Annotated in this window: 21 protein-coding genes; 14 read left to right on the top strand and 7 right to left on the bottom strand. The window is 55.8% G+C overall.

The window, feature by feature from the left end:
- The first annotated feature begins 227 nt into the window (after nt 1–227).
- Together RMR24_RS02730 and RMR24_RS02725 are read left to right on the top strand one after the other, a co-directional pair.
- Nucleotides 228–611 carry an H-NS histone family protein gene (locus tag RMR24_RS02730; RefSeq protein WP_310613558.1) on the top strand — a complete coding sequence of 128 codons (384 nt, stop codon included), beginning with the start codon at nt 228–230 and terminating at the stop codon, nt 609–611.
- Between the two features lie 24 nt (nt 612–635).
- On the top strand, nt 636–962 hold the full coding sequence (locus RMR24_RS02725) for a hypothetical protein (protein ID WP_310613557.1): 327 nt from the start codon (nt 636–638) through the stop codon (nt 960–962).
- 18 nt (nt 963–980) lie between these two features.
- Here the strand turns inward: RMR24_RS02725 and RMR24_RS02720 are convergent, their stop codons facing one another.
- Nucleotides 981–1382, bottom strand: a complete 402-nt coding sequence (locus tag RMR24_RS02720; protein ID WP_310613556.1) for a hypothetical protein — start codon at nt 1380–1382, stop codon at nt 981–983.
- 17 nt (nt 1383–1399) lie between these two features.
- Nucleotides 1400–2329: a polyprenyl synthetase family protein gene (locus RMR24_RS02715; protein WP_310613555.1), complete on the bottom strand. Its 930-nt coding sequence runs from the start codon at nt 2327–2329 to the stop codon at nt 1400–1402.
- A 192-nt stretch (nt 2330–2521) separates the two neighbouring features.
- On the opposite strand from RMR24_RS02715, the gene rplU reads away from it, so the two are divergent.
- The 4 genes from rplU (at nt 2522) to proB (ending at nt 5377) form a co-directional block, all read left to right on the top strand.
- On the top strand, nt 2522–2833 hold the full coding sequence (rplU, locus tag RMR24_RS02710; RefSeq protein ID WP_104796975.1) for a 50S ribosomal protein L21: 312 nt from the start codon (nt 2522–2524) through the stop codon (nt 2831–2833).
- A gap of 12 nt (nt 2834–2845) precedes the next feature.
- Complete coding sequence (gene rpmA / locus RMR24_RS02705; protein ID WP_310613554.1) at nt 2846–3103, top strand: 50S ribosomal protein L27; 258 nt, start codon at nt 2846–2848, stop codon at nt 3101–3103.
- A gap of 63 nt (nt 3104–3166) precedes the next feature.
- Nucleotides 3167–4237: an Obg family GTPase CgtA gene (cgtA, locus tag RMR24_RS02700; protein ID WP_310613553.1), complete on the top strand. Its 1071-nt coding sequence runs from the start codon at nt 3167–3169 to the stop codon at nt 4235–4237.
- 6 nt (nt 4238–4243) lie between these two features.
- Complete coding sequence (gene proB / locus RMR24_RS02695; RefSeq protein ID WP_310613552.1) at nt 4244–5377, top strand: glutamate 5-kinase; 1134 nt, start codon at nt 4244–4246, stop codon at nt 5375–5377.
- A gap of 43 nt (nt 5378–5420) precedes the next feature.
- On the opposite strand, the gene RMR24_RS02690 is transcribed toward proB, so the two are convergent.
- Nucleotides 5421–6041 carry an RNA pyrophosphohydrolase gene (locus RMR24_RS02690; protein ID WP_310613551.1) on the bottom strand — a complete coding sequence of 207 codons (621 nt, stop codon included), beginning with the start codon at nt 6039–6041 and terminating at the stop codon, nt 5421–5423.
- Between the two features lie 106 nt (nt 6042–6147).
- Here RMR24_RS02690 and RMR24_RS02685 point away from each other — a divergent pair, with 106 nt between their 5' ends.
- Genes RMR24_RS02685 through RMR24_RS02675 form a run of 3 tightly spaced genes read left to right on the top strand, consistent with a single transcriptional unit; the run spans nt 6148 to nt 8947 of the window.
- Nucleotides 6148–7893, top strand: coding sequence for a proline--tRNA ligase (locus RMR24_RS02685; RefSeq protein ID WP_310613550.1), 1746 nt, complete (start codon nt 6148–6150; stop codon nt 7891–7893).
- Nucleotides 7894–7940: 47 nt separating this feature from the next.
- Nucleotides 7941–8546, top strand: coding sequence for a transglycosylase SLT domain-containing protein (locus RMR24_RS02680; protein ID WP_310613549.1), 606 nt, complete (start codon nt 7941–7943; stop codon nt 8544–8546).
- Nucleotides 8543–8947 (top strand): hypothetical protein, encoded by a 405-nt coding sequence (locus tag RMR24_RS02675; RefSeq protein WP_310613548.1) that lies wholly within the window; start codon nt 8543–8545, stop codon nt 8945–8947. Before RMR24_RS02680 ends, RMR24_RS02675 begins: the two co-directional genes overlap by 4 nt.
- A gap of 52 nt (nt 8948–8999) precedes the next feature.
- Here the strand turns inward: RMR24_RS02675 and grxD are convergent, their stop codons facing one another.
- The 4 genes from grxD to hemA are packed head-to-tail and all read right to left on the bottom strand — an operon-like array spanning nt 9000 to nt 12555.
- Nucleotides 9000–9317 carry a Grx4 family monothiol glutaredoxin gene (gene grxD / locus RMR24_RS02670; RefSeq protein ID WP_310613547.1) on the bottom strand — a complete coding sequence of 106 codons (318 nt, stop codon included), beginning with the start codon at nt 9315–9317 and terminating at the stop codon, nt 9000–9002.
- A gap of 24 nt (nt 9318–9341) precedes the next feature.
- Nucleotides 9342–10181 (bottom strand): peptide chain release factor N(5)-glutamine methyltransferase, encoded by an 840-nt coding sequence (gene prmC / locus RMR24_RS02665; RefSeq protein WP_310613546.1) that lies wholly within the window; start codon nt 10179–10181, stop codon nt 9342–9344.
- Nucleotides 10178–11284: a peptide chain release factor 1 gene (gene prfA, locus RMR24_RS02660; protein WP_310613545.1), complete on the bottom strand. Its 1107-nt coding sequence runs from the start codon at nt 11282–11284 to the stop codon at nt 10178–10180. The genes prmC and prfA overlap by 4 nt, the downstream gene beginning before the upstream one ends.
- Before the next feature lie 11 nt (nt 11285–11295).
- On the bottom strand, nt 11296–12555 hold the full coding sequence (hemA, locus tag RMR24_RS02655) for a glutamyl-tRNA reductase (RefSeq protein WP_310613544.1): 1260 nt from the start codon (nt 12553–12555) through the stop codon (nt 11296–11298).
- A 25-nt stretch (nt 12556–12580) separates the two neighbouring features.
- Here hemA and RMR24_RS02650 point away from each other — a divergent pair, with 25 nt between their 5' ends.
- The 5 genes from RMR24_RS02650 (at nt 12581) to RMR24_RS02630 (ending at nt 19164) form a co-directional block, all read left to right on the top strand.
- Complete coding sequence (locus RMR24_RS02650; protein WP_310613543.1) at nt 12581–12865, top strand: hypothetical protein; 285 nt, start codon at nt 12581–12583, stop codon at nt 12863–12865.
- A 248-nt stretch (nt 12866–13113) separates the two neighbouring features.
- A complete protein-coding gene (locus tag RMR24_RS02645; RefSeq protein WP_310613542.1) occupies nt 13114–16986 on the top strand; it encodes an FAD/FMN-binding oxidoreductase in 3873 nt (1290 codons plus the stop codon).
- A gap of 14 nt (nt 16987–17000) precedes the next feature.
- On the top strand, nt 17001–17420 hold the full coding sequence (locus RMR24_RS02640; protein ID WP_310613541.1) for a DUF971 domain-containing protein: 420 nt from the start codon (nt 17001–17003) through the stop codon (nt 17418–17420).
- A gap of 13 nt (nt 17421–17433) precedes the next feature.
- Nucleotides 17434–18165, top strand: coding sequence for a bifunctional demethylmenaquinone methyltransferase/2-methoxy-6-polyprenyl-1,4-benzoquinol methylase UbiE (gene ubiE, locus RMR24_RS02635; RefSeq protein WP_310613540.1), 732 nt, complete (start codon nt 17434–17436; stop codon nt 18163–18165).
- A 27-nt stretch (nt 18166–18192) separates the two neighbouring features.
- Entirely contained in the window at nt 18193–19164 is a 972-nt protein-coding gene (locus RMR24_RS02630; protein WP_310613539.1) for a Tim44-like domain-containing protein, read from the top strand.
- Nucleotides 19165–19187 lie beyond the last annotated feature (23 nt).

Genomic DNA, 19187 nt, shown 5'->3' with positions numbered 1-19187 from the left:
TTTGGTATCGTTCTTCTCGGCTGAGGTGCTTGTACATTGGGCAACTTCGACTTGGCGGTTAAAGCGGCCATGATGCTCTCGCATCCTCAGCCACCTATAACCAGTTCATCTTTGTTGCACTTCGTCCTTGAATCCGCCTTAATAAAAGCCCGCACTGCGGGCTTTTTAGTTTTCTAGAGTGTGTTTAAAATAAGTTCTTTTAAAAATATTAACTAGGAATATCTCTCATGGCACGTAACACCGTCGCAAATCAACTCGCGTCTATTCGTAAACAGCGCGAGCTTTTGGATAAAAAAGAGCAGGCTTTGAAATCAAAGTCGCATGAAAAAGTATTGGCTCAAATCGTCAACATGGCCAAAGAAGCTGGTTTGACAGCGGCTGACATAGCCAAGGCCTTGAGTTCAGGCAAGCCTGCTAAAGCAGCGAAGGCCCCCAAGGCAGCCAAAAAAGGCGTCTTGGCGGGTAAGAAAGTGGCACCTAAATACCGTAACCCCGCAAACCCAGAACAAACCTGGACAGGCCGTGGCGTTTCCCCAACTTGGGTGCAAGCGTTGAAGGCTGCTGGCACGCTTGACAGTGCTTTGATTGCACCCGCTGCAGTGGCTGCTTAATTCACTGATTGCCGAGACTTAATCATGCATTCTTTTAAATACTTGGTTTGTGCCTTGGCACTGATTGGTTTTGCGGCAGCGGCAAAACCAATCGGTAACTATCCCTCAATTCATTTGAGTGAGTTACCAGATTCTTTGCGGTCCGTCTGGAAAGAGTTAAAGCCCGAAATGAATGAGAACAGCCATTGCGCCACCGCCTTTGATAGCCATTCTGATGGCGAAAAGATGGCGTTTCGCTGCTCAATTCATATTAAAATGTCGGCTGAGGGCGAGCGTCGCGCCATGCGTTATTGCGAAGAAAAGCGCGTCGAAAAGGGCATCCGAATGCCCTGCAAATTGGTCGAAGAATAAATACCCGACGCGCGCAACTTAACGCGTCAGATTTAGCTTATGCATGATCTGTTGTGTGGCTTGAATAATCGGCGCAGCTGCTTCCGCTAATTTGATGGTATCTGCCGATTGGTGTGCCCACTGGTCTGCACGGTCCAGTATCAAATAAAAATCGCTCATATCGCCAATTTCAAAGCCCTCGTCTTTGGCTTTCATAATTTCTAGCAGCGTGATATAGCCTAAGAAATACAAAGCAAACATCAAAGAGATGGACGCGTTTTGTGACAGCGCATGTCCGTCGACTATTTCGGCAAACATTTCACGAATCGTGTCGATGGTGACAATTTCGTTTGGGTCGAATTTAAATTCTGATTTAAAGCAATCGCAGGCAATATCCCATTGCTGAATGCTGTCGGTATAGGGTTTGTCTAAATCGTGCATTCTGTGGGTTTGAAAGGTTAATTGCGACGGTCGAGCAGTTGTGCAGCTAGGGCGTGCATGGCATCGCGGTAAGGGCTAACGGGCAAGATACTCAATGCCGCAATGGCGCGTTCCGCTTCTGCATTGGCGGCTGAGCGTGTGGCATCCAGTGCGCCTGTGCTGCGAACGATTGCAACAATTTCAGCCAAGGCATCCATTTCGCCGTTTTCAATGGCGCTTTGGATGGTTTGACGTTGTGCGGACGTGCCGCGCTGCATGGCAATGATGAGCGGTAAGGTGTTTTTGCCTTCGCGCAAATCGTCACCCAAGTTCTTGCCCAGTTCTTTGGCGTCGCCGTCGTAATCAAGCACGTCGTCGATCACTTGAAAAGCGGTGCCTAAGGCCTGGCCGTAGTGAGCGCAAGCGGTTTCCACTTCGGGCGTGCTTTTCGCCAAGATGGCAGCTAAGCGGGTGCTGGCTTCAAAGAGTTTGGCGGTTTTTGATCGAATCACGCGCAAATAGCCAGCTTCGTCAAGCGATGCATCGTGCATGTTCATCAACTGCAGCACTTCGCCTTCCGCAATCACGTTGGTGGCTTCTGCCAGCACTTCCATGACGCGCATTTCGCCGGAATCGACCATCATTTGGAAGGCGCGGGAATATAAAAAGTCACCCACTAGCACGCTGGCTGGGTTGCCAAACGATTCATTGGCAGTAGGGCGGCCACGACGCAAGGTGGATTCGTCCACCACGTCGTCGTGCAGCAAGGTCGCGGTGTGGATGAACTCCACCACGGCGGCCAAATTGTGGCGCTGAGCGTCGGTGTAGCCCAAGGCGCCGGTCATGAGCAAAAGCAGGGCAGGGCGAATGCGCTTACCGCCCGCCGAGATGATGTACTGCGACACGGTGCCCACCAATGGCACGCCCGAGTCCAAGCGTTGCGCGATGACGCGGTCAACTTCTGCCATATCGGCAGCGATCAGGGCTAAGGGGTTTGCAGTTGTAGTGGACAAAGCGTGACTAGGAAAAAGGAGACAAAAGGCGTTGAACCGCTGTCGGATTATAGGGATTGGCGTTTTGCACTAATCACTGCTATAATTTCGGGCTCTGCGGAAATCCGTCCGTAGATATCCAAATAGATTCTTATCTAGAGGTCTCACATGTACGCGGTCATAAAAACCGGTGGCAAACAGTATCGTGTTGCTGCTGGTGAAAAAATTAAAGTAGAACAGATTGCTGCGGACGTAGGCCAAGAGATTGTGATCGATCAAGTTTTGGCAGTCGGTAACGGCGCTGAACTCAAGGTCGGCACACCCTTGGTGTCCGGTGCAACTGTCACAGTGACAGTTTTGTCTCATGGCAAACACGACAAAGTTCGCATTTTCAAAATGCGTCGTCGTAAGCACTATCAAAAACGCCAAGGGCATCGTCAGCAATTCACTGAATTGCAGATTGCTTCCATCAACGGCTAAGGAGCATTTGACATGGCACAGAAAAAAGGCGGCGGCTCTACGCGAAACGGGCGCGATTCCAAGCCCAAAATGCTCGGTGTGAAGGCTTTCGGCGGTGAGTTGATCTCCGCTGGCGCCATCATCGTGCGTCAACGTGGTACCAAGTTCCATCCCGGCGTTAACGTTGGCTTGGGCAAAGACCACACTTTGTTCGCATTGGTTGATGGCCACGTCTCGTTCGGCGTTAAAGGCGCTTTGAACAAGCACATGGTCAACATCACACCGGTTTGATTTTTTCAAACTGATTTGTGACAAAGCCCCGACTTGTCGGGGCTTTACTACTTTAAGACACCCATGAAATTCGTAGACGAAGCCTATATCGACATCGCCGCTGGTGATGGGGGGAACGGTTGCGTCTCGTTCCGTCATGAAAAATACAAAGAGTTCGGCGGCCCCAACGGTGGCGACGGCGGGCGCGGCGGCCATGTGTTTGCCGTGGCAGACCCCAACCTCAACACTCTGGTCGACTTCCGTTACTCACGCCGCCACGAGGCCAAACGCGGCCAACACGGCATGGGCTCCGACATGTTCGGCCATGCAGGCGACGACATCCTTTTGAAAATGCCCGTTGGCACCATCATCACCGACGTCGAAACCGGCGACGTGTTGTTTGAGTTGCTCGTGCCGGGTGAGGTCATCACCATCGCCAAGGGCGGTGACGGTGGCTTTGGCAACATGCGTTTCAAGAGCGCGATCAACCGTGCACCTCGCCAAAAAACACCAGGCTGGCCCGGTGAAAAGCGCGAGCTCAAACTTGAGTTGAAGGTGCTGGCCGACGTGGGTTTGCTGGGCATGCCCAACGCGGGCAAGTCCACCTTGATTTCTGCCATTTCCAATGCGCGCCCCAAGATTGCTGACTATCCCTTCACCACTTTGCACCCCAACTTGGGCGTGGTGCGTGTGGCCGCAGAGCAAAGCTTTGTGGTGGCCGATGTGCCGGGTTTGATTGAAGGCGCGTCTGACGGTGCGGGCTTGGGTCATCAGTTCTTGCGTCACTTGCAGCGCACACGTTTGTTGCTGCATCTTGTGGACATTGCACCGTTCGACGAAGGTGTCGACCCTGTGGCGCAAGCTAAGGCCATCGTTAACGAACTTAAAAAATACGACAAAGCCTTGTACGACAAGCCGCGTTGGATTGTGCTCAACAAGCTCGACATGGTCGCAGCCGATGAGCGCGAAGCCTTGGTTGCCGACTTTGTCAAGCGCATGAAATACAAAGGTCCGGTGTTCCAAATCTCTGCGCTGACGCGTGAGGGTTGCGAGCATTTGATCAAAGACATCTACAAACACATCAAAGCGCAACAGGTGGCTGAGCAGCCGCCCGAGTATGTTGACCCACGCTTTGCTGAGCCCACCCCCGAATAAGCAGCCATGACGCTTTCCACCTCCACCGTGTTGCGCGATGCTCGCCGCATCGTGGTCAAGGTCGGCTCTAGCTTGGTCACAAACGAAGGCCGAGGCTTGGACGAACAAGCCATTGGCGAATGGTGTCGCCAACTCAGCGCCTTGGTTCGCGATGGCCGCGAAGTCATCATGGTGTCTAGCGGTGCAATTGCCGAAGGCATGAAGCGCTTGGGTTGGACCACGCGTCCGCAAGAGCTACACGAGTTACAAGCCGCAGCAGCTGTGGGCCAAATGGGCTTGGCCCAGATGTACGAAACCAAGCTGCGCGAAAACGGTTTGGGCTCAGCCCAAGTCTTGCTCACGCACGCCGACCTCGCTGACCGCGAGCGTTACCTCAATGCCCGTTCTACCTTGTTGACTTTGCTCACGCATGGCGTGTTGCCTGTGATCAACGAGAACGACACGGTGGTGAATGACGAAATCAAGTTTGGCGACAACGACACCTTGGGTGCTCTGGTGGCCAACTTGGTTGAGGCCGATGCCCTCATCATCTTGACCGACCAAAAAGGTTTGTACACCGCCGATCCACGCCGTGATCCATCAGCCACTTTTGTGCACGAAGCCCGCGCGGGTGACGCCAAGCTCGAAGACATGGCGGGTGGCGCAGGTTCGAGCATCGGCAAGGGCGGCATGATCACGAAAATTTTGGCAGCCAAGCGTGCTGCAGGTTCGGGCGCATCCACCGTCATTGCGTGGGGCCGAGAGCCAGATGCCTTGGTGCGCTTGACCCAAGGCGAAGCCATTGGCACATTGCTGGTGGCACAAACCCAAAAACAACAAGCCCGCAAGCAGTGGATGGCTGACCATTTGCAACTGCGCGGCTCCGTCACCATCGACGATGGTGCAATCCACAAGCTCAAGAGCGATGGTTCTAGTCTTTTGCCGATTGGCATGACTCACGTGGACGGCGATTTCTCGCGTGGGGAAGTGATTGCCATTCTGGATGCTCAAGGCCAAGAAGTGGCTCGCGGTTTGGCCAACTATGCAGCGGCCGAAGCGCGTTTGTTGTGCCGTAAACCTTCAGGGCAAATGGCTGAGTTGCTTGGCTATGCTGCCGAGCCTGAGATGGTGCACCGAGACAATATGGTGCTCTCTAAATAAAAAAAGCCCACTTACATGGGCTTTTTTTACGTGTGCGTTGGTTTTATCGCAACCCAGCTTGCGGGTCTGGATCAAACGTGGCGCCTGGTGGCAACTCCATGTGCATGATGGCGCCAAATTGCTTGGGCATACCGCCATTGTCTTGTGCGGGGTGATGTGCACCACCGCGTAAATAACGGCTGCGCATATCGTTGCGCGGCAAAAAGCGTGACAGCTCGGTCAGCGCCATTTCGTAAACACCGCGTTTGAATTCAACCACCGCGTCCAGTGGCACCCAGTAGTCGTTCCAACGCCAAGCGTCAAACTCGGGATGGTCGGTGGCGCGTAAATTCAAATGGTGGTCTGGTGCCACCATCTGCAGCAAAAACCAAATCTGCTTTTGGCCTTTGTAAAAACCGCGCGCGTCACGGCGGATGAACCGGTCTGGCACCTCATAGCGCAACCAATCACGGGTACGGGCAACGATGCGCACATGCTCTTGCTTGAGCCCCACTTCTTCGTGCAATTCACGGATCATGGCTTGCTCGGGAGTCTCTCCTCGATCAATGCCGCCCTGTGGGAATTGCCAGCTGTGGGTGCGAATGCGCTTGCCCCAAAAAACCTGATTTTTCTGGTTGAGCAAGATGATGCCGACGTTGGGTCTGAACCCTTCTCGGTCAAGCATAATCGAACCTCAAATTTTTAAACTGAGTCGATTATGCACAGAGCTGCAGCATTTCACTCAGAATTTGCCCTAATTTCCCTATTAAATTGACGATTCGATTGCACGCATGAAAGCTTCCCAGTTCCTCATTTCCACCCTCAAAGACGCCCCTGCTGATGCCGAGGTAGTGAGCCACAAATTGATGATGCGCGCGGGCTTGATTAAAAAGCTGGGCGCTGGCATTTACAACTACATGCCTATGGGCTTGCGCGTGATTCGCAAAGTCGAAGCCATCGTGCGCGAAGAGATGAACAAAGCTGGCGCGATTGAGCTCAGCATGCCCGTGGTGCAGCCTGCAGAGCTTTGGCAAGAAACTGGCCGCTTCGACAAGATGGGCCCAGAACTCTTGCGCATCAAAGACCGCCACGGCCGCGACTTTGTGGTGCAGCCCACCAGCGAAGAAGTGGTGACCGACATCGCCCGCCAAGAAATTCGCAGCTACAAGCAGCTGCCCAAAAACTTCTACCAAATTCAAACCAAATTCCGTGACGAGCGTCGTCCTCGTTTTGGTTTGATGCGCGGCCGCGAATTCATCATGAAAGACGCTTACAGCTTTGACCGTGACCAAGTCTCGGCCAAGCAAAGTTACCAAGTCATGGCCGATGCGTATCGCAAGATTTTTGACCGCTTCGGTTTGACCTACCGTGCCGTGGCCGCAGACAGCGGCGCCATTGGTGGCGACTTGAGCGAAGAGTTCCAAGTGATTGCCGCCACGGGCGAAGACGCTATCGTCTATTGTCCCACCAGCACCTACGCCGCCAACATGGAAAAGGCCGAGGCCTTGGCCCCAGCGCACGCTCGCGACGCAGCCACACAAGCGATGGCTAAAACTGCCACGCCTGGCAAAAGCACCTGCGAAGACGTGGCTGCTTTGTTGAACGTGCCGTTGAAAACCACCGTCAAGTCATTGGTGCTGGCCACCGACACGCTCAACGACACAGGCGAAGTCGTCAAGTCGCAAGTGTGGCTCTTGCTCTTGCGCGGAGATCACGACATGAACGAAGTCAAAGTGGGCAAGCTGCCTGGCTTTGAAGGCGGCTTCCGCTTTGCCACCACCTCTGAGATTGATGACCACTTTGCTTGCAAGCCCGGCTACCTCGGCCCCGTCAAGATGAAGCAACCTTTGAAAATCGTCGCTGACCGTGATGTGGCTGTGATGGCCGATTGGATTTGCGGCGCCAATGAAGCAGACTTCCATATGACCGGCGTCAACTTTGGTCGCGACGTGTCTGAGCCCGATTTGGTCGCCGACATTCGCAACGTGGTGGCGGGCGACGCCTCGCCAGACGGTCAAGGCCTGCTCGCTATTGAGCGCGGCATTGAAGTGGGCCATGTGTTCTACCTCGGCACCAAATACAGCCAAGCCATGAACGCGACCTTCTTAGACGTGAACGGCAAACCGCAATTCATGGAAATGGGTTGCTACGGCATCGGCGTCACACGCCTGCCCGCGGCCGCCATTGAGCAAAACCACGACGATCGCGGCATCATTTGGCCCGACGCGATCGCACCATTCACAGCCGTGATTTGCCCAGTGAACATGGACCGTAGTGAAGACGTCAAAGCAGCAGCCTTTAAGCTTTATGAGGAACTGTTGGCCTTAGGCGTGGACGTCATTTTGGACGACCGTGGTGAGCGTCCCGGCGCCATGTTTGCCGACTGGGAACTGATTGGTGTGCCCCATCGCGTGACTATTGGTGACAAGGGCTTGAAAGAGGGCGTGGTCGAGTACCAACACCGCCGCGATAGCGAATCGACCAAAGTAGCAGTGGCCGACGTGTTGGTACATGTGAAGGCCAAACTCGGTTTGTGATGCTGCCGCGCACTGCTGCTCTGTGGTTTTGCCTTGTATGTGCATTCATGGCACATGCGGGCCCTCAGCGAGAAGTGCCTCTGATCGATTCGGTCCGCACGTCACTTAGCGCAGCGGTGCATCAGTCGGGACCACCGACTTTGGTTCATACCGACGAAAAAGCGGTCAACACGTTCCAGCTTTGGCTCACACAAACTGAAGCTCGCTTAGAAAAGCAACTGCAACGTCGCAAGGCTGGCTTTTCAGGTCTAAACGGCGCCCCTGATTTACTGACCCATGAATTAGCCAACACACATTTGCGCCGCGAGTTTTTGCAAACCGTTTGGTACGAAAGCCAGCGTGCAGGCTTAGAGCCATCTTTGGTGATGGGCTTGATTCAAGTGGAGAGTGGTTTTCGTAAATTTGCCATTAGTAGCGCAGGGGCGAGGGGCTTCATGCAAGTGATGCCGTTTTGGACGCGGGTGTTGGCCGAGGGCGATGCAAGCGTGCTGTTTCAAGCGCAAACCAATTTACGCTTTGGTTGCGTCATCTTGCGACATTACTTGAACGTTGAGAATGGAGACCTGGCCTTGGCACTTGGCCGCTACAACGGCAGCCGTGGTCAGATGCAATATCCAAATGCTGTGTTTGCAGCGCAAAAGGGGTGGCAATGAAAACGTGGGTACTCGTGTTGGTCACCCTGCTGTTGACAGGCTGCGCCACCAAAGCCTATCGCGCGGTAGAGAGCGAGTGTGCGCCGCAAGCTTGGGCCGACTACCCAGAGAACAAAATGCAAGTGGTGCAGACGCGCCAGCGCGTGATCCATGTGGCCACAGGTATGCGCAACTGTTTCAGCCGCAGAGACGGCGACCAAGTGCACACCATTTGCAACGACATCACCCGCCCTGAATACATCCCGTACCAAGAAACCGTGGTGATCGACCAAAACGAAGCGGTGCGCAAGATGGCCATTGCGTCGTGTTCGGCTAATTTGTGTGCGCAGCGTTACGGCAACGCCAGATGCAAAACGGATGAGCTGCTCATTCCTCTGCCCCAGGCTATTCCTGCGCAATAAAAAAGCCCGCTGCTGCGGGCTTTTCTTTGGTCTGAGCCAGCTCGAGTGCTGCTTAGCCGTTGATAACTTTTTGCAACTCACCCGACTCATACATTTCCATCATGATGTCGGAGCCGCCAATGAACTCACCCTTGATGTAGAGCTGAGGGATGGTGGGCCAGTTGCTGTACTCCTTGATGCCGTGACGAATTTCGGCGTCGTCCAGCACATTCACGGTTTTGATGGCTTTGGGTTCCACGCCGCAAGCTTTGAGCACTTGAATCGCACGACCCGAAAAACCACACATGGGAAAGCTTGCGCTGCCTTTCATGAACAGCAACACCTCGTTGCCTTTTACGAGTTCGTCAATGCGTTGTTGTGTGTCGCTCATGGGTTCTCTCCAAATAAAAGTTAATTATTTCACTGTTGGCCATTGTCCACCCGTGCAGCGCAAGATGCCCGCAAGGTCAGGACGGCTTTGTACGTTCACAAAACCTTGGTTGCCCAGCAAGGTTTGCACGGCGTGGGCTTGGTCGTAGCCGTGTTCGAGCAACAGCCAGCCGTTGGATTTGAGGTGCTGTGTCGCTTCGCGCACGATGGTGCGAACGTCGTCCAGACCATCCACGCCCGAAGCCAGCGCCGACAAGGGCTCGTGCTTCAATGCTGCCAAGTGTTCGTCATCGCTGGCTACGTAAGGCGGGTTGGACACAATCGCGTCAAAGGCGCGATTGTTCAGGGGGGCAAACCACGAACCGTGGTGGAAGTCCACAGGCAATGCCAAACGTTCAGCGTTTGCACTGGCCACTGCTAGGGCGTCGGCGCTGGCATCCACCGCGCTCACTTGGGCATCAGGGCGTGTGTGTTTGATGGCCAAGGCAATCGCGCCGCTGCCTGTTCCTAAGTCCACCACATCCGGTGAAGGCGTGTCGGCCAAGCAAGACAGCGCCCACTCCACCAAGGTTTCGGTGTCAGCGCGTGGGTCGAGCACGCGCTGGTCCACCTGCAGCGTCAAGCCAAAGAACTCTTTTTGGCCGGTGATGTAGGCCACGGGTTCGGTGTTGAGGCGGCGTTGAGTATGGGTTTCAAAGGTGGCTTGCACAGCAGCGTCTAGCGCGTCATCGCTGTGCGCCAATAGCCAAGCGCGGTCGTGTGGTGCGCGGCCTAAGCTGTGCAGCAGCAACACTTGCGCTTCTAGGCGTGGCAAACCCAAGGTTTGTGCCCAAGCTACGGCTTGCGTCACGGTCAACACACTCATGTTTTGCCTTCGAGCGCGGCCAGCTGTTCAGCCTCATGTGCGTGTTTCAAAGCTTGCATGGCCTCGCCCAAATCACCTTCCATGATGAAGTTGAGTTTGTACAGAGTGAGGTTGATGCGGTGGTCGCTCCAACGCCCTTGCGGGAAGTTGTAGGTGCGAATACGGTCGCTGCGGTCGCCGCTGCCAATCAGGCCTTTGCGCATGGCTGCATCTTTGGCAGCGCGCTCTGCGCGGTCTTTTTCTTGAATGCGGGCGGTCAGCACTTTCAACGCTTGCGCTTTGTTGCTGTGCTGGCTTCGACCATCTTGGCATTCGGCCACGATGCCCGTGGGCAAGTGGGTGATGCGCACCGCAGAGTCGGTTTTGTTGATGTGCTGGCCACCCGCACCGCTGGCGCGGTAGGTGTCGATGCGCAAATCAGACGGGTTGATCTTGATGGCCTCGGCTTCGTCTGGCTCGGGCAGCACCGCCACCGTGCACGCGCTGGTGTGGATGCGGCCTTGGGTTTCGGTGGCCGGCACCCGCTGCACGCGGTGGCCACCCGATTCAAACTTGAGCCAGCCATACACGCCGTCGCCGCTTGAGCCGCCGTCCATGCGCACCACCACTTCTTTGTAACCACCCAGTTCGCTTTGTGATTCGCTCACGATCTCGCTGCGCCAGCCTTGGCGCTCGGCATAGCGCATGTACATGCGCAACAAGTCGGCGGCAAACAAAGCAGACTCATCGCCGCCCGTCCCAGCGCGAATTTCGATGAACGCTGGGCGTGCATCGTCTGGGTCTTTAGGCAGCAACATGCGTTGCAGTTCGGTTTCAAGTTGCAGCAGTTCTGCCTCGGCGCTGGCAATTTCTTCTTCCGCCATAGTGCGCATGTCGGCGTCATCGCCCACGTCTTGCAGCATCTGTTGCGCGGCTTGCACATCGGCTTCGCGTTGTTGGTAGCGAGCGTAGCGGCCTGCTGTGGCGGTCACGTCGGTGTGTTCGCGTGACAAAGCCAAGAACTGCGTCATGTCCTTCATGATGTCTTCGCGAGACAGCAAGAAATCGAGTTCATGTAAACGTTGGGTGTGGCGCTCAAGCTGAGCGCGCAGAAAGTCTTTCATGGGGTCAGCGCCTAACGGTTGCCGCGCAAAAAGAAATGCTCAATCGCGTGGCGTGCGCGTTCGCGTGACTCGGCGTCACCCGCATGCAACTCGGCCATGGCGCCATGCATCATTTTTTGTGTCAGGCCGCGTGACAGGGCTTCTAGCACCGCATCCACATCGTCGCCTTTGGCTATTGACTTACGGGCGCGCGCAACTTCCGCGCTGCGCCAGTCTTCGGCTTGGGCGTTGAGTTGCTGAATCAGCGGTACGTTGCTGCGCTGGTCCATCCAGTGTTCAAAACTTTGCACACCTGCGTCGATGATGGCTTCGGCTTGCGCCACCGCGGCTTGGCGGTTGGCTTGGCCGGTTTGCACCACGTCAGACAAATCGTCCACGGTGTACAGGTAAACGTCTTCAAGCGACTTCACCTCGGGTTCAATGTCACGCGGCACGGCCAAGTCGACCATGAACATGGGGCGGTGTTTGCGTTGTTTGAGTGCGCGCTCAACCGCACCCAAACCAATCAAGGGCAGGGTGCTAGCGGTGCAGCTGATGACCACATCAAACTCATGCAGTCGATCCGGCAAGTCGGCTAAGCGCATGACGTCACCGCTGAATTGGGTGGCTAGCTTCTCGCCTCGCTCCAGTGTGCGGTTGGCAATGGCAATCGCCCTGGGGTTCTTGGCGGCGAAGTGCGTGGCGCACAGCTCAATCATTTCGCCCGCACCCACAAACAGCACGCGGGTTTCGCTGAGGTCTTCAAACAGTTGACTGGCCAAGCGCACCGCAGCGGCTGCCATGCTGATGGAGTGCGCGCCAATCTCGGTCGAGCTGCGCACCTCTTTGGCGACAGCGAACGAGCGTTGGAACAGTTGATTGAGCGTGGTGCCCAAGGCTCCAGCTTCCGACGCGGCACGCACCGCGTCTTTCATCTGGCCCAAGATTTGTGGCTCGCCCAGCACCATGGAGTCGAGGCCACTTGCCACGCGGAAGGCGTGGCGAGCGGCATCGGCTTCGAGCAGGGCGTAGGTGTGGCCTTTCAAATCGTCGGTAGACACGCCACCGGACTTGGCCAACCACGTCAAAGTCTGTTGCATTTGGGCCTCGCCGCCCGCGCAATAAATCTCGGTGCGGTTGCAGGTGGAGAGAATGGCCACCTCGCTGTCAGGCTCAAAAGAATGGCGCAGGGTGGCGATGGTCGGACCCATTTGTTCGACCGCAAAAGCGAAACGGCCCCGCAAATCAAGCGGGGCTGTCGTGTGATTGAGGCCTAAAGCCCAGACTGCCATAACGCACATTATAAAATTTACTCACATGGGCCCCTTAGAACAAATCATTCACACTTTTAACCTCATTGCCCCGGCATGGGGTGTGGCCCTGTTTTGCGTGCTGCTGACCCGCCTGAGCGCACGCTGGTGGCTGCCCTTGGCCAGGTGGAGCCTGATGAAACAGGCCGTGGTGAGTGGCGTCTTAGGCACGGTCGTCCTAGCTGGCGGCTTGGTTTTGTGGGGTGTTGACGGGAAAATGGCCACTTACTCGGCCCTCGTCATCGTCTGCGGTACTGCTCAATGGCTGATGTGCAAAGGCTGGCAGCGCTGATGTAAGACGCCCAAGGCGCGCTTCCTGTGTGCACGTTGGCTCTTCTTTGCTGCGCTCAGAATCTTGCTCACCGCGCACGCAGACAACTCGCCTTGAGCTTTGGCTTGTCGAATAACCTTAAAAGCTGATGTCGTACACCCCCAGCCCCAGTAAGTGCACTAAGGCCCTCCCCTCAGTGAACCTAAACCCCTGCAGTAAAATCGGGCCTTAATTCGCGCCTCAATGCGCCTTAGCGCGCACATCACACCATGAATGCTCCCACCTCGCTGAACCACTTGCTCGCCACGGCTGAAGAAAGCCCGCGACTGCGCGAAATTCCCTACAACTACACCTCGTTCTCTGACCGAGAAATCGTGTTGCGCTTGCTCGGCGCCGACGCATGGGAATTGCTGTTGCGTTTGCGCCAAGAGCGCCGCACCGGCCGATCGGCCCGTATGTTGTACGAAGTGCTGGGTGACATTTGGGTGGTGCAACGCAACCCCTATTTGCAAGACGATTTGCTCGACAACCCAAAGCGCCGTCACCAGTTGGTCGATGCTTTGCACCACCGCTTGGGCGAAGTGCAACAGCGCCGCACACCTGATGCCGACATCGAGCGCGATGCCATGGTGGGCCAGTTGTTGCAAGCGGCAAGTGCTGCTGTGGAAGACTTCAGGATTGAATTTGATGCCATTGCCGCTTTGCGCAAGAAAGCAGCACGCCAGCTTAAAAAGCACACGGCCAATGACAACATCAAATTTGACGGTCTCTCGCGCGTGAGCCACGTCACTGACGCCACCGACTGGCGCGTAGAGTACCCCTTTGTTGTGCTGACCCCGGACACCGAAGAAGAAATGGCGGGCTTGGTCAAAGGTTGTATTGACCTTGGACTCACCATCGTCCCACGCGGCGGCGGCACGGGCTACACCGGTGGTGCGATTCCGCTGACTTGGAAGAGTGCAGTCATCAACACTGAAAAGCTCGAAGCCATGACCGAGGTCGAAATGGTCGACCTGCCCGGTATTGCCCACAAAGTGCCCACGATTTACACCGAAGCGGGTGTGGTCACCCAGCGCGTGGCCGATGCGGCTGAGCGCGGTGGTTTCGTGTTTGCCGTCGACCCCACGTCTGCCGAGGCCTCGTGCATTGGCGGCAATATCGCCATGAACGCAGGCGGTAAAAAAGCTGTTTTGTGGGGCACGGCCCTCGACAACTTGGCCAGCTGGCGCATGGTCACGCCTGATGCTGAGTGGCTTGACGTCATTCGCGTGGACCACAACCTTGGCAAGATCCATGATGCCGAAATGGCCAGCTTCGAGTTGAAGTACTACCAAGCCGACGGCAAAACCTTCATTCGCCAAGAGCGCCTCGACATTCCCGGCAAGTCCTTTCGCAAAGAGGGCTTGGGCAAAGATGTGACCGACAAGTTCTTGAGCGGCCTACCAGGCATCCAAAAAGAAGGCTGTGATGGTTTGATCACCAGCGCACGATGGATTTTGCACCGCATGCCCGCCCACACACGCACCGTGTGCATGGAGTTCTTCGGTAACGCCAAAGACGCGGTGCCCAGCATCGTGGAAATCAAAGACTACATGTTTGCCGAACAAAAGCGCAGCGGCGTATTGTTGGCTGGCCTTGAACATTTGGACGATCGCTACTTGCGCGCCGTGGGTTATGCCACCAAGAGCAAGCGCGGTGGCCTGCCCAAGATGCTGCTGGTGGGGGACATCGCGGGTGACGATGCGGACGAAGTGGCACGTGTCACTTCGGAAGTCTCACGCATGGCCAACACCCGCAGCGGTGAGTGCTTTGTGGCCGTGAGTCCAGAAGCCCGTAAAAAGTTTTGGCTCGATCGCAAACGAACCGCTGCCATCAGTCGTCATACCAATGCGTTCAAGATCAACGAAGACGTGGTGATTCCTTTGCCACGCATGGCCGAGTACACCGACGGCATTGAGCGCATCAACATTGAGCTGAGTCTGCGCAACAAGATTGAGCTGTGCGATGCCTTGGACGACTTTTTTGCCAAAGGCAATTTACCTTTGGGTAAGTCGGATGATGCAGCTGATATTTCAACACCCGAGTTGCTGGAAGACCGCGTGCAACAGGCCCGCTCACTCGTTGGCGAAGTTCGTGGTCTGTGGCAGCAGTGGCTCAATGAGTGCGATGCACTGTTCCCACAGCTGCAAGACCACAGCCTTCGTGCCAGCTGGAAAACACAAATCCGTGCAGTGTTGCAAAACATCTTCACGGGCGCACAACTCGCACCCATCTTGGATGAGTGCAATGCCATTCACCAACGCGTGCTCAAAGGTCGTGTGTGGGTGGCGCTGCACATGCACGCGGGCGACGGCAACGTGCACACCAACATTCCTGTGAACAGTGATAACTACGCCATGCTGCAAACCGCGCATGAAGTTGTGGCACGCATCATGGTCTTGGCGCGCTCGCTCAATGGCGTGATTTCAGGCGAGCACGGCATTGGCATCACCAAGATGTCGTTTCTAACCGATGCTGAGTTGCAACCTTTTGCAGACTACAAGGCCAAGGTAGACCCACAAGGACGCTTCAACAAAGGCCACTTGCTGCGCAACCAAGACACAGATGCGTCCTTGCGTCACGCTGACTTAAGTCAAGCGTATACGCCGAGCTTTGGTTTGATGAGCCACGAATCGCTCATCATGCAACAGTCAGACATTGGCGCCATTGCCGCCAGCGTGAAAGACTGTTTGCGTTGCGGCAAGTGCAAGCCCGTGTGCGCCACCCATGTGCCACGCGCCAACTTGCTGTACAGCCCCCGCAACAAAATTTTGGCCACTTCGTTGTTGGTCGAAGCCTTCTTGTACGAAGAGCAAACCCGTCGTGGCGTGTCTATCAAACACTGGCAAGAGTTTGAAGATGTGGCCGACCACTGCACGGTTTGCCACAAGTGTTTGACGCCTTGTCCTGTCAAGATTGACTTTGGCGACGTGACCATGAACATGCGCAATCTTTTGCGCAAGATGGGCCAAAAAACCTTCCGTCCCGGCAATGCGGCAGCGATGTTCATGCTCAATGCCACCAATCCTGAAACCATCAAGTTCGCTCGAACGGCCATGGTGGGTGTGGGCATGAAGCTGCAACGTTTTGCGCACGACCTGCTCAAAGTAGTGGCGCGCAAACAAACCAGCGCACCGCCCGCCACCGTAGGGACCGCGCCCATCAAAGAGCAGGTGATTCACTTCATCAACAAGAAAATGCCGGGCAATCTGCCCAAGAAAACGGCGCGCGCCTTGCTCGACATCGAAAACAACGATTACGTGCCCATCATCCGAGACCCGAAAACCACCACGTCTGAAACAGAGGCGGTGTTCTATTTCCCCGGTTGCGGCTCTGAGCGTTTGTTTAGTCAAGTGGGTCTCGCCACGCAAGCCATGTTGTGGCACGCGGGCGTGCAAACCGTGCTGCCACCCGGCTACCTGTGCTGCGGCTATCCGCAAAAAGGCTCGGGCCAGTTTGACAAGGCCGACAAAATCATCACGGACAACCGCGTGTTGTTCCACCGCGTGGCCAACACGCTCAATTACCTTGACATCAAAACCGTGGTGGTGAGCTGCGGCACGTGCTTTGACCAGTTGCAAGGCTATGAGTTCGACAAAATTTTCCCAGGTTGCCGTATCGTCGACATCCACGAATACTTGCTCGAGAAGGACATTAAGCTGAGCGCGGCTGACCAAGCTGGCTATTTGTTCCACGACCCATGCCACAGCCCCATGAAGCAGCAAGACCCAATGAAAACGGTCAAGGCTTTGTTGGGCGACCAAGTGCGCAAGAGCGACCGATGCTGTGGCGAGTCTGGCACCTTGGGTGTGACGCGTCCGGACATCTCTACCCAAGTGCGTTTCCGCAAAGAAGAAGAGTTGCAAAAAGACGAAGCTGCTTTGCGCGCCATGACAGGCGAAGCCAAGGGCGACATGAAAATTCTCACCAGCTGCCCCAGCTGCTTGCAAGGCTTGAGCCGCTACGGCGACGACTTGCAAAACGGTTTGCTAGAAGCCGACTACATCGTGGTCGAAATGGCGCGCAAGATGCTGGGCGAGCAGTGGATGCCCGAGTACGTAGCCCAAGCCAATGCCGGTGGCATTGAGCGCGTGTTGGTTTAATCAGAAAGACACCTATGGCCGGCTTAGAAAAACACACGCCTACACCCCAAGACATCACGGTGCATGGCGCATCGCGTGTGTTGGAAGTTAGCTTTGCAGATGGCGCAGCGTTTCGCATTCCGTTTGAGTTGATGCGCGTCTACAGCCCCTCGGCTGAAGTGCAGGGCCACGGCCCAGGTCAAGAGGTGTTGCAAACGGGCAAGCGCTTGGTCGAGCTCGAAGGCCTAGAGCCCATTGGTAACTACGCCATCAAGCCGACCTTCAGCGACGGCCACGACAGCGGCTTGTTCACTTGGGAATACCTGTATTTCTTGGGCTCTGAGCAAGACCAACTCTGGGCCGACTATGAACGTCGCTTGCAGCTAGCCGGCACGGACCGCGACGCCGCCATGCCTGAAAAAGCTGGCGCAGGCTGTAGCACACACGCGCATTGATACCATTACAAATATGAGCAGCACCCATTTCGGTTTCAAAACCGTCGACGAAAAAGAAAAAGCCAAACACGTCCGTGGCGTGTTTGATTCGGTCGCGTCCAAATACGATGTGATGAATGACCTCATGTCCGCCGGCCTGCACCGCATATGGAAGCGCTACACCGTCATGGTGGCTGACTTGCGCGAGGGCTCGCAAGTGCTCGACATCGCAGGTGGCACGGGTGATTTGGCCATGGCCTTTGCCAAAAAAGTGGGAACAACCGGCCGCGTGGTGCACACCGACATCAACGAAGCCATGCTGCGTACCGGCCGTGACCGTTTGCTTGACCACGGCATGGTCTTGCCCACCTTGGTGTGCGATGCCGAAAAACTGCCTTTCCCCGACAACCACTTTGACGTGGTCAGTGTGGCCTTTGGCCTGCGCAACATGACGCACAAAGACGCCGCTTTGCGCGAAATGTGCCGCGTGCTCAAACCCCAAGGCAAGCTTTTGGTGTTGGAGTTCTCCAAGGTGGCTAAGCCACTGGAGAAGGCCTATGACTGGTATTCCTTCAACATCTTGCCCAAGCTGGGTCAGATGATTGCGGGCGACGCATCGAGCTACCAATATTTGGCCGAATCTATTCGCATGCATCCCGGCCAAGAGGAATTGAAATCCCTCATGAAACAAAATGGCTTTGGCCATGTGGACTTTCACAACATGAGCGCCGGCGTGGTCGCACTTCATGTTGGAATCAAGTGCTGAACGATTGAGACAACAGGAGACGACGCGATGAAGAAAATTTTCACAGCTATTTTTGTGGTGGCCATGGCTTTTGCCACCATGCATGCCGAAGCTGCTAAGCGCTTGGGCGGTGGCAAATCGATGGGCCAGCAGTCCAGCAACGTGACGCAGCGTGAAGCTGCCAAGCCTGCACCTGCTGCCACGCCCAATGCGGCTCCAGCTGCCGCACCGCACGCGCCTGCAGCTCCTGCTGCTGCGCCTAGCCGCTTTGGTGGCATGGGCGGCATGCTCGGTGGTTTGGCTGCCGGTTTGGGCCTCGCTTGGCTGGCTCACTCCATGGGCTTTGGTGCTGAGTTTGGTCAGTTCTTGATGTTTGGCGTGTTGGCCTTGGTCGTGATGATGGTCATTGGTGCCATCATGCGTCGCCGCCAACAGCCTGAAGCCAGCAACACCAGCCCTTACGCCTTCGAAGGCGCTGGCGCTCCCGCCAACCCCAGCACATTGCCGCAGTACAACCCCAAGAACGTGGGTAACGATTCGTCAGCTCGTCCAACGGACACGCAAGCCAACTTTTCCCCTGCAGCCGGCGGCTCCATGATTGGTTCTGCCTTGGGTGGCAGCCAAACTTGGGGCATCCCTGCTGACTTTGATACCGCAGGCTTTGTCAACGCGGCCAAGCAAAACTTCATGACCTTGCAAAACGCCTGGGACCGCTCTGATATCTCTGCCCTGCGTGTGATGATGACCGACAGCATGTTGGACGAAATCAAAGCCCAATTGGCTGAGCGTGAAGCCACAGCCAATGGCCAACTGAACCACACCGAAGTGGTCATGCTCGATGCGCACCTCCTGGGCATCGAAGAGGTGGGCAACACTTACATGGCCAGCGTGGAGTTCTCGGGCCTGATCCGTGAGGAGCCATCCTCTGGCCCCACACCGTTCCGCGAAGTGTGGAACATGACCAAGCCCAAAGACGGCAGCTTGGGCTGGTTGGTGGCAGGCGTTCAAGCCTTGCAATAAACCGGATAAATCAGGGCGCACCG

The organism is Limnohabitans sp. (assembly GCF_031539105.1).
Lineage (GTDB): Bacteria > Pseudomonadota > Gammaproteobacteria > Burkholderiales > Burkholderiaceae_C > Limnohabitans.
Note: the sequence above shows the minus strand (reverse complement) of the source record. Positions and strands in the feature narration are given on the sequence as shown.

Coding starts and splice junctions, on each gene's coding strand:
- grxD (WP_310613547.1), bottom strand. CDS start 9,317: ATGAGCGACACACAACAACGCATTGACGAACTCGTAAAAGGCAACGAG.
- cgtA (WP_310613553.1), top strand. CDS start 3,167: ATGAAATTCGTAGACGAAGCCTATATCGACATCGCCGCTGGTGATGGG.
- RMR24_RS02715 (WP_310613555.1), bottom strand. CDS start 2,329: ATGGCAGAAGTTGACCGCGTCATCGCGCAACGCTTGGACTCGGGCGTG.
- hemA (WP_310613544.1), bottom strand. CDS start 12,555: ATGGCAGTCTGGGCTTTAGGCCTCAATCACACGACAGCCCCGCTTGAT.
- rpmA (WP_310613554.1), top strand. CDS start 2,846: ATGGCACAGAAAAAAGGCGGCGGCTCTACGCGAAACGGGCGCGATTCC.
- RMR24_RS02650 (WP_310613543.1), top strand. CDS start 12,581: ATGGGCCCCTTAGAACAAATCATTCACACTTTTAACCTCATTGCCCCG.
- proB (WP_310613552.1), top strand. CDS start 4,244: ATGACGCTTTCCACCTCCACCGTGTTGCGCGATGCTCGCCGCATCGTG.
- RMR24_RS02675 (WP_310613548.1), top strand. CDS start 8,543: ATGAAAACGTGGGTACTCGTGTTGGTCACCCTGCTGTTGACAGGCTGC.
- RMR24_RS02730 (WP_310613558.1), top strand. CDS start 228: ATGGCACGTAACACCGTCGCAAATCAACTCGCGTCTATTCGTAAACAG.
- RMR24_RS02690 (WP_310613551.1), bottom strand. CDS start 6,041: ATGCTTGACCGAGAAGGGTTCAGACCCAACGTCGGCATCATCTTGCTC.
- RMR24_RS02640 (WP_310613541.1), top strand. CDS start 17,001: ATGGCCGGCTTAGAAAAACACACGCCTACACCCCAAGACATCACGGTG.
- prmC (WP_310613546.1), bottom strand. CDS start 10,181: ATGAGTGTGTTGACCGTGACGCAAGCCGTAGCTTGGGCACAAACCTTG.
- RMR24_RS02685 (WP_310613550.1), top strand. CDS start 6,148: ATGAAAGCTTCCCAGTTCCTCATTTCCACCCTCAAAGACGCCCCTGCT.
- ubiE (WP_310613540.1), top strand. CDS start 17,434: ATGAGCAGCACCCATTTCGGTTTCAAAACCGTCGACGAAAAAGAAAAA.
- RMR24_RS02720 (WP_310613556.1), bottom strand. CDS start 1,382: ATGCACGATTTAGACAAACCCTATACCGACAGCATTCAGCAATGGGAT.
- RMR24_RS02630 (WP_310613539.1), top strand. CDS start 18,193: ATGAAGAAAATTTTCACAGCTATTTTTGTGGTGGCCATGGCTTTTGCC.
- prfA (WP_310613545.1), bottom strand. CDS start 11,284: ATGAAAGACTTTCTGCGCGCTCAGCTTGAGCGCCACACCCAACGTTTA.
- RMR24_RS02680 (WP_310613549.1), top strand. CDS start 7,941: ATGGCACATGCGGGCCCTCAGCGAGAAGTGCCTCTGATCGATTCGGTC.
- RMR24_RS02645 (WP_310613542.1), top strand. CDS start 13,114: ATGAATGCTCCCACCTCGCTGAACCACTTGCTCGCCACGGCTGAAGAA.
- RMR24_RS02725 (WP_310613557.1), top strand. CDS start 636: ATGCATTCTTTTAAATACTTGGTTTGTGCCTTGGCACTGATTGGTTTT.
- rplU (WP_104796975.1), top strand. CDS start 2,522: ATGTACGCGGTCATAAAAACCGGTGGCAAACAGTATCGTGTTGCTGCT.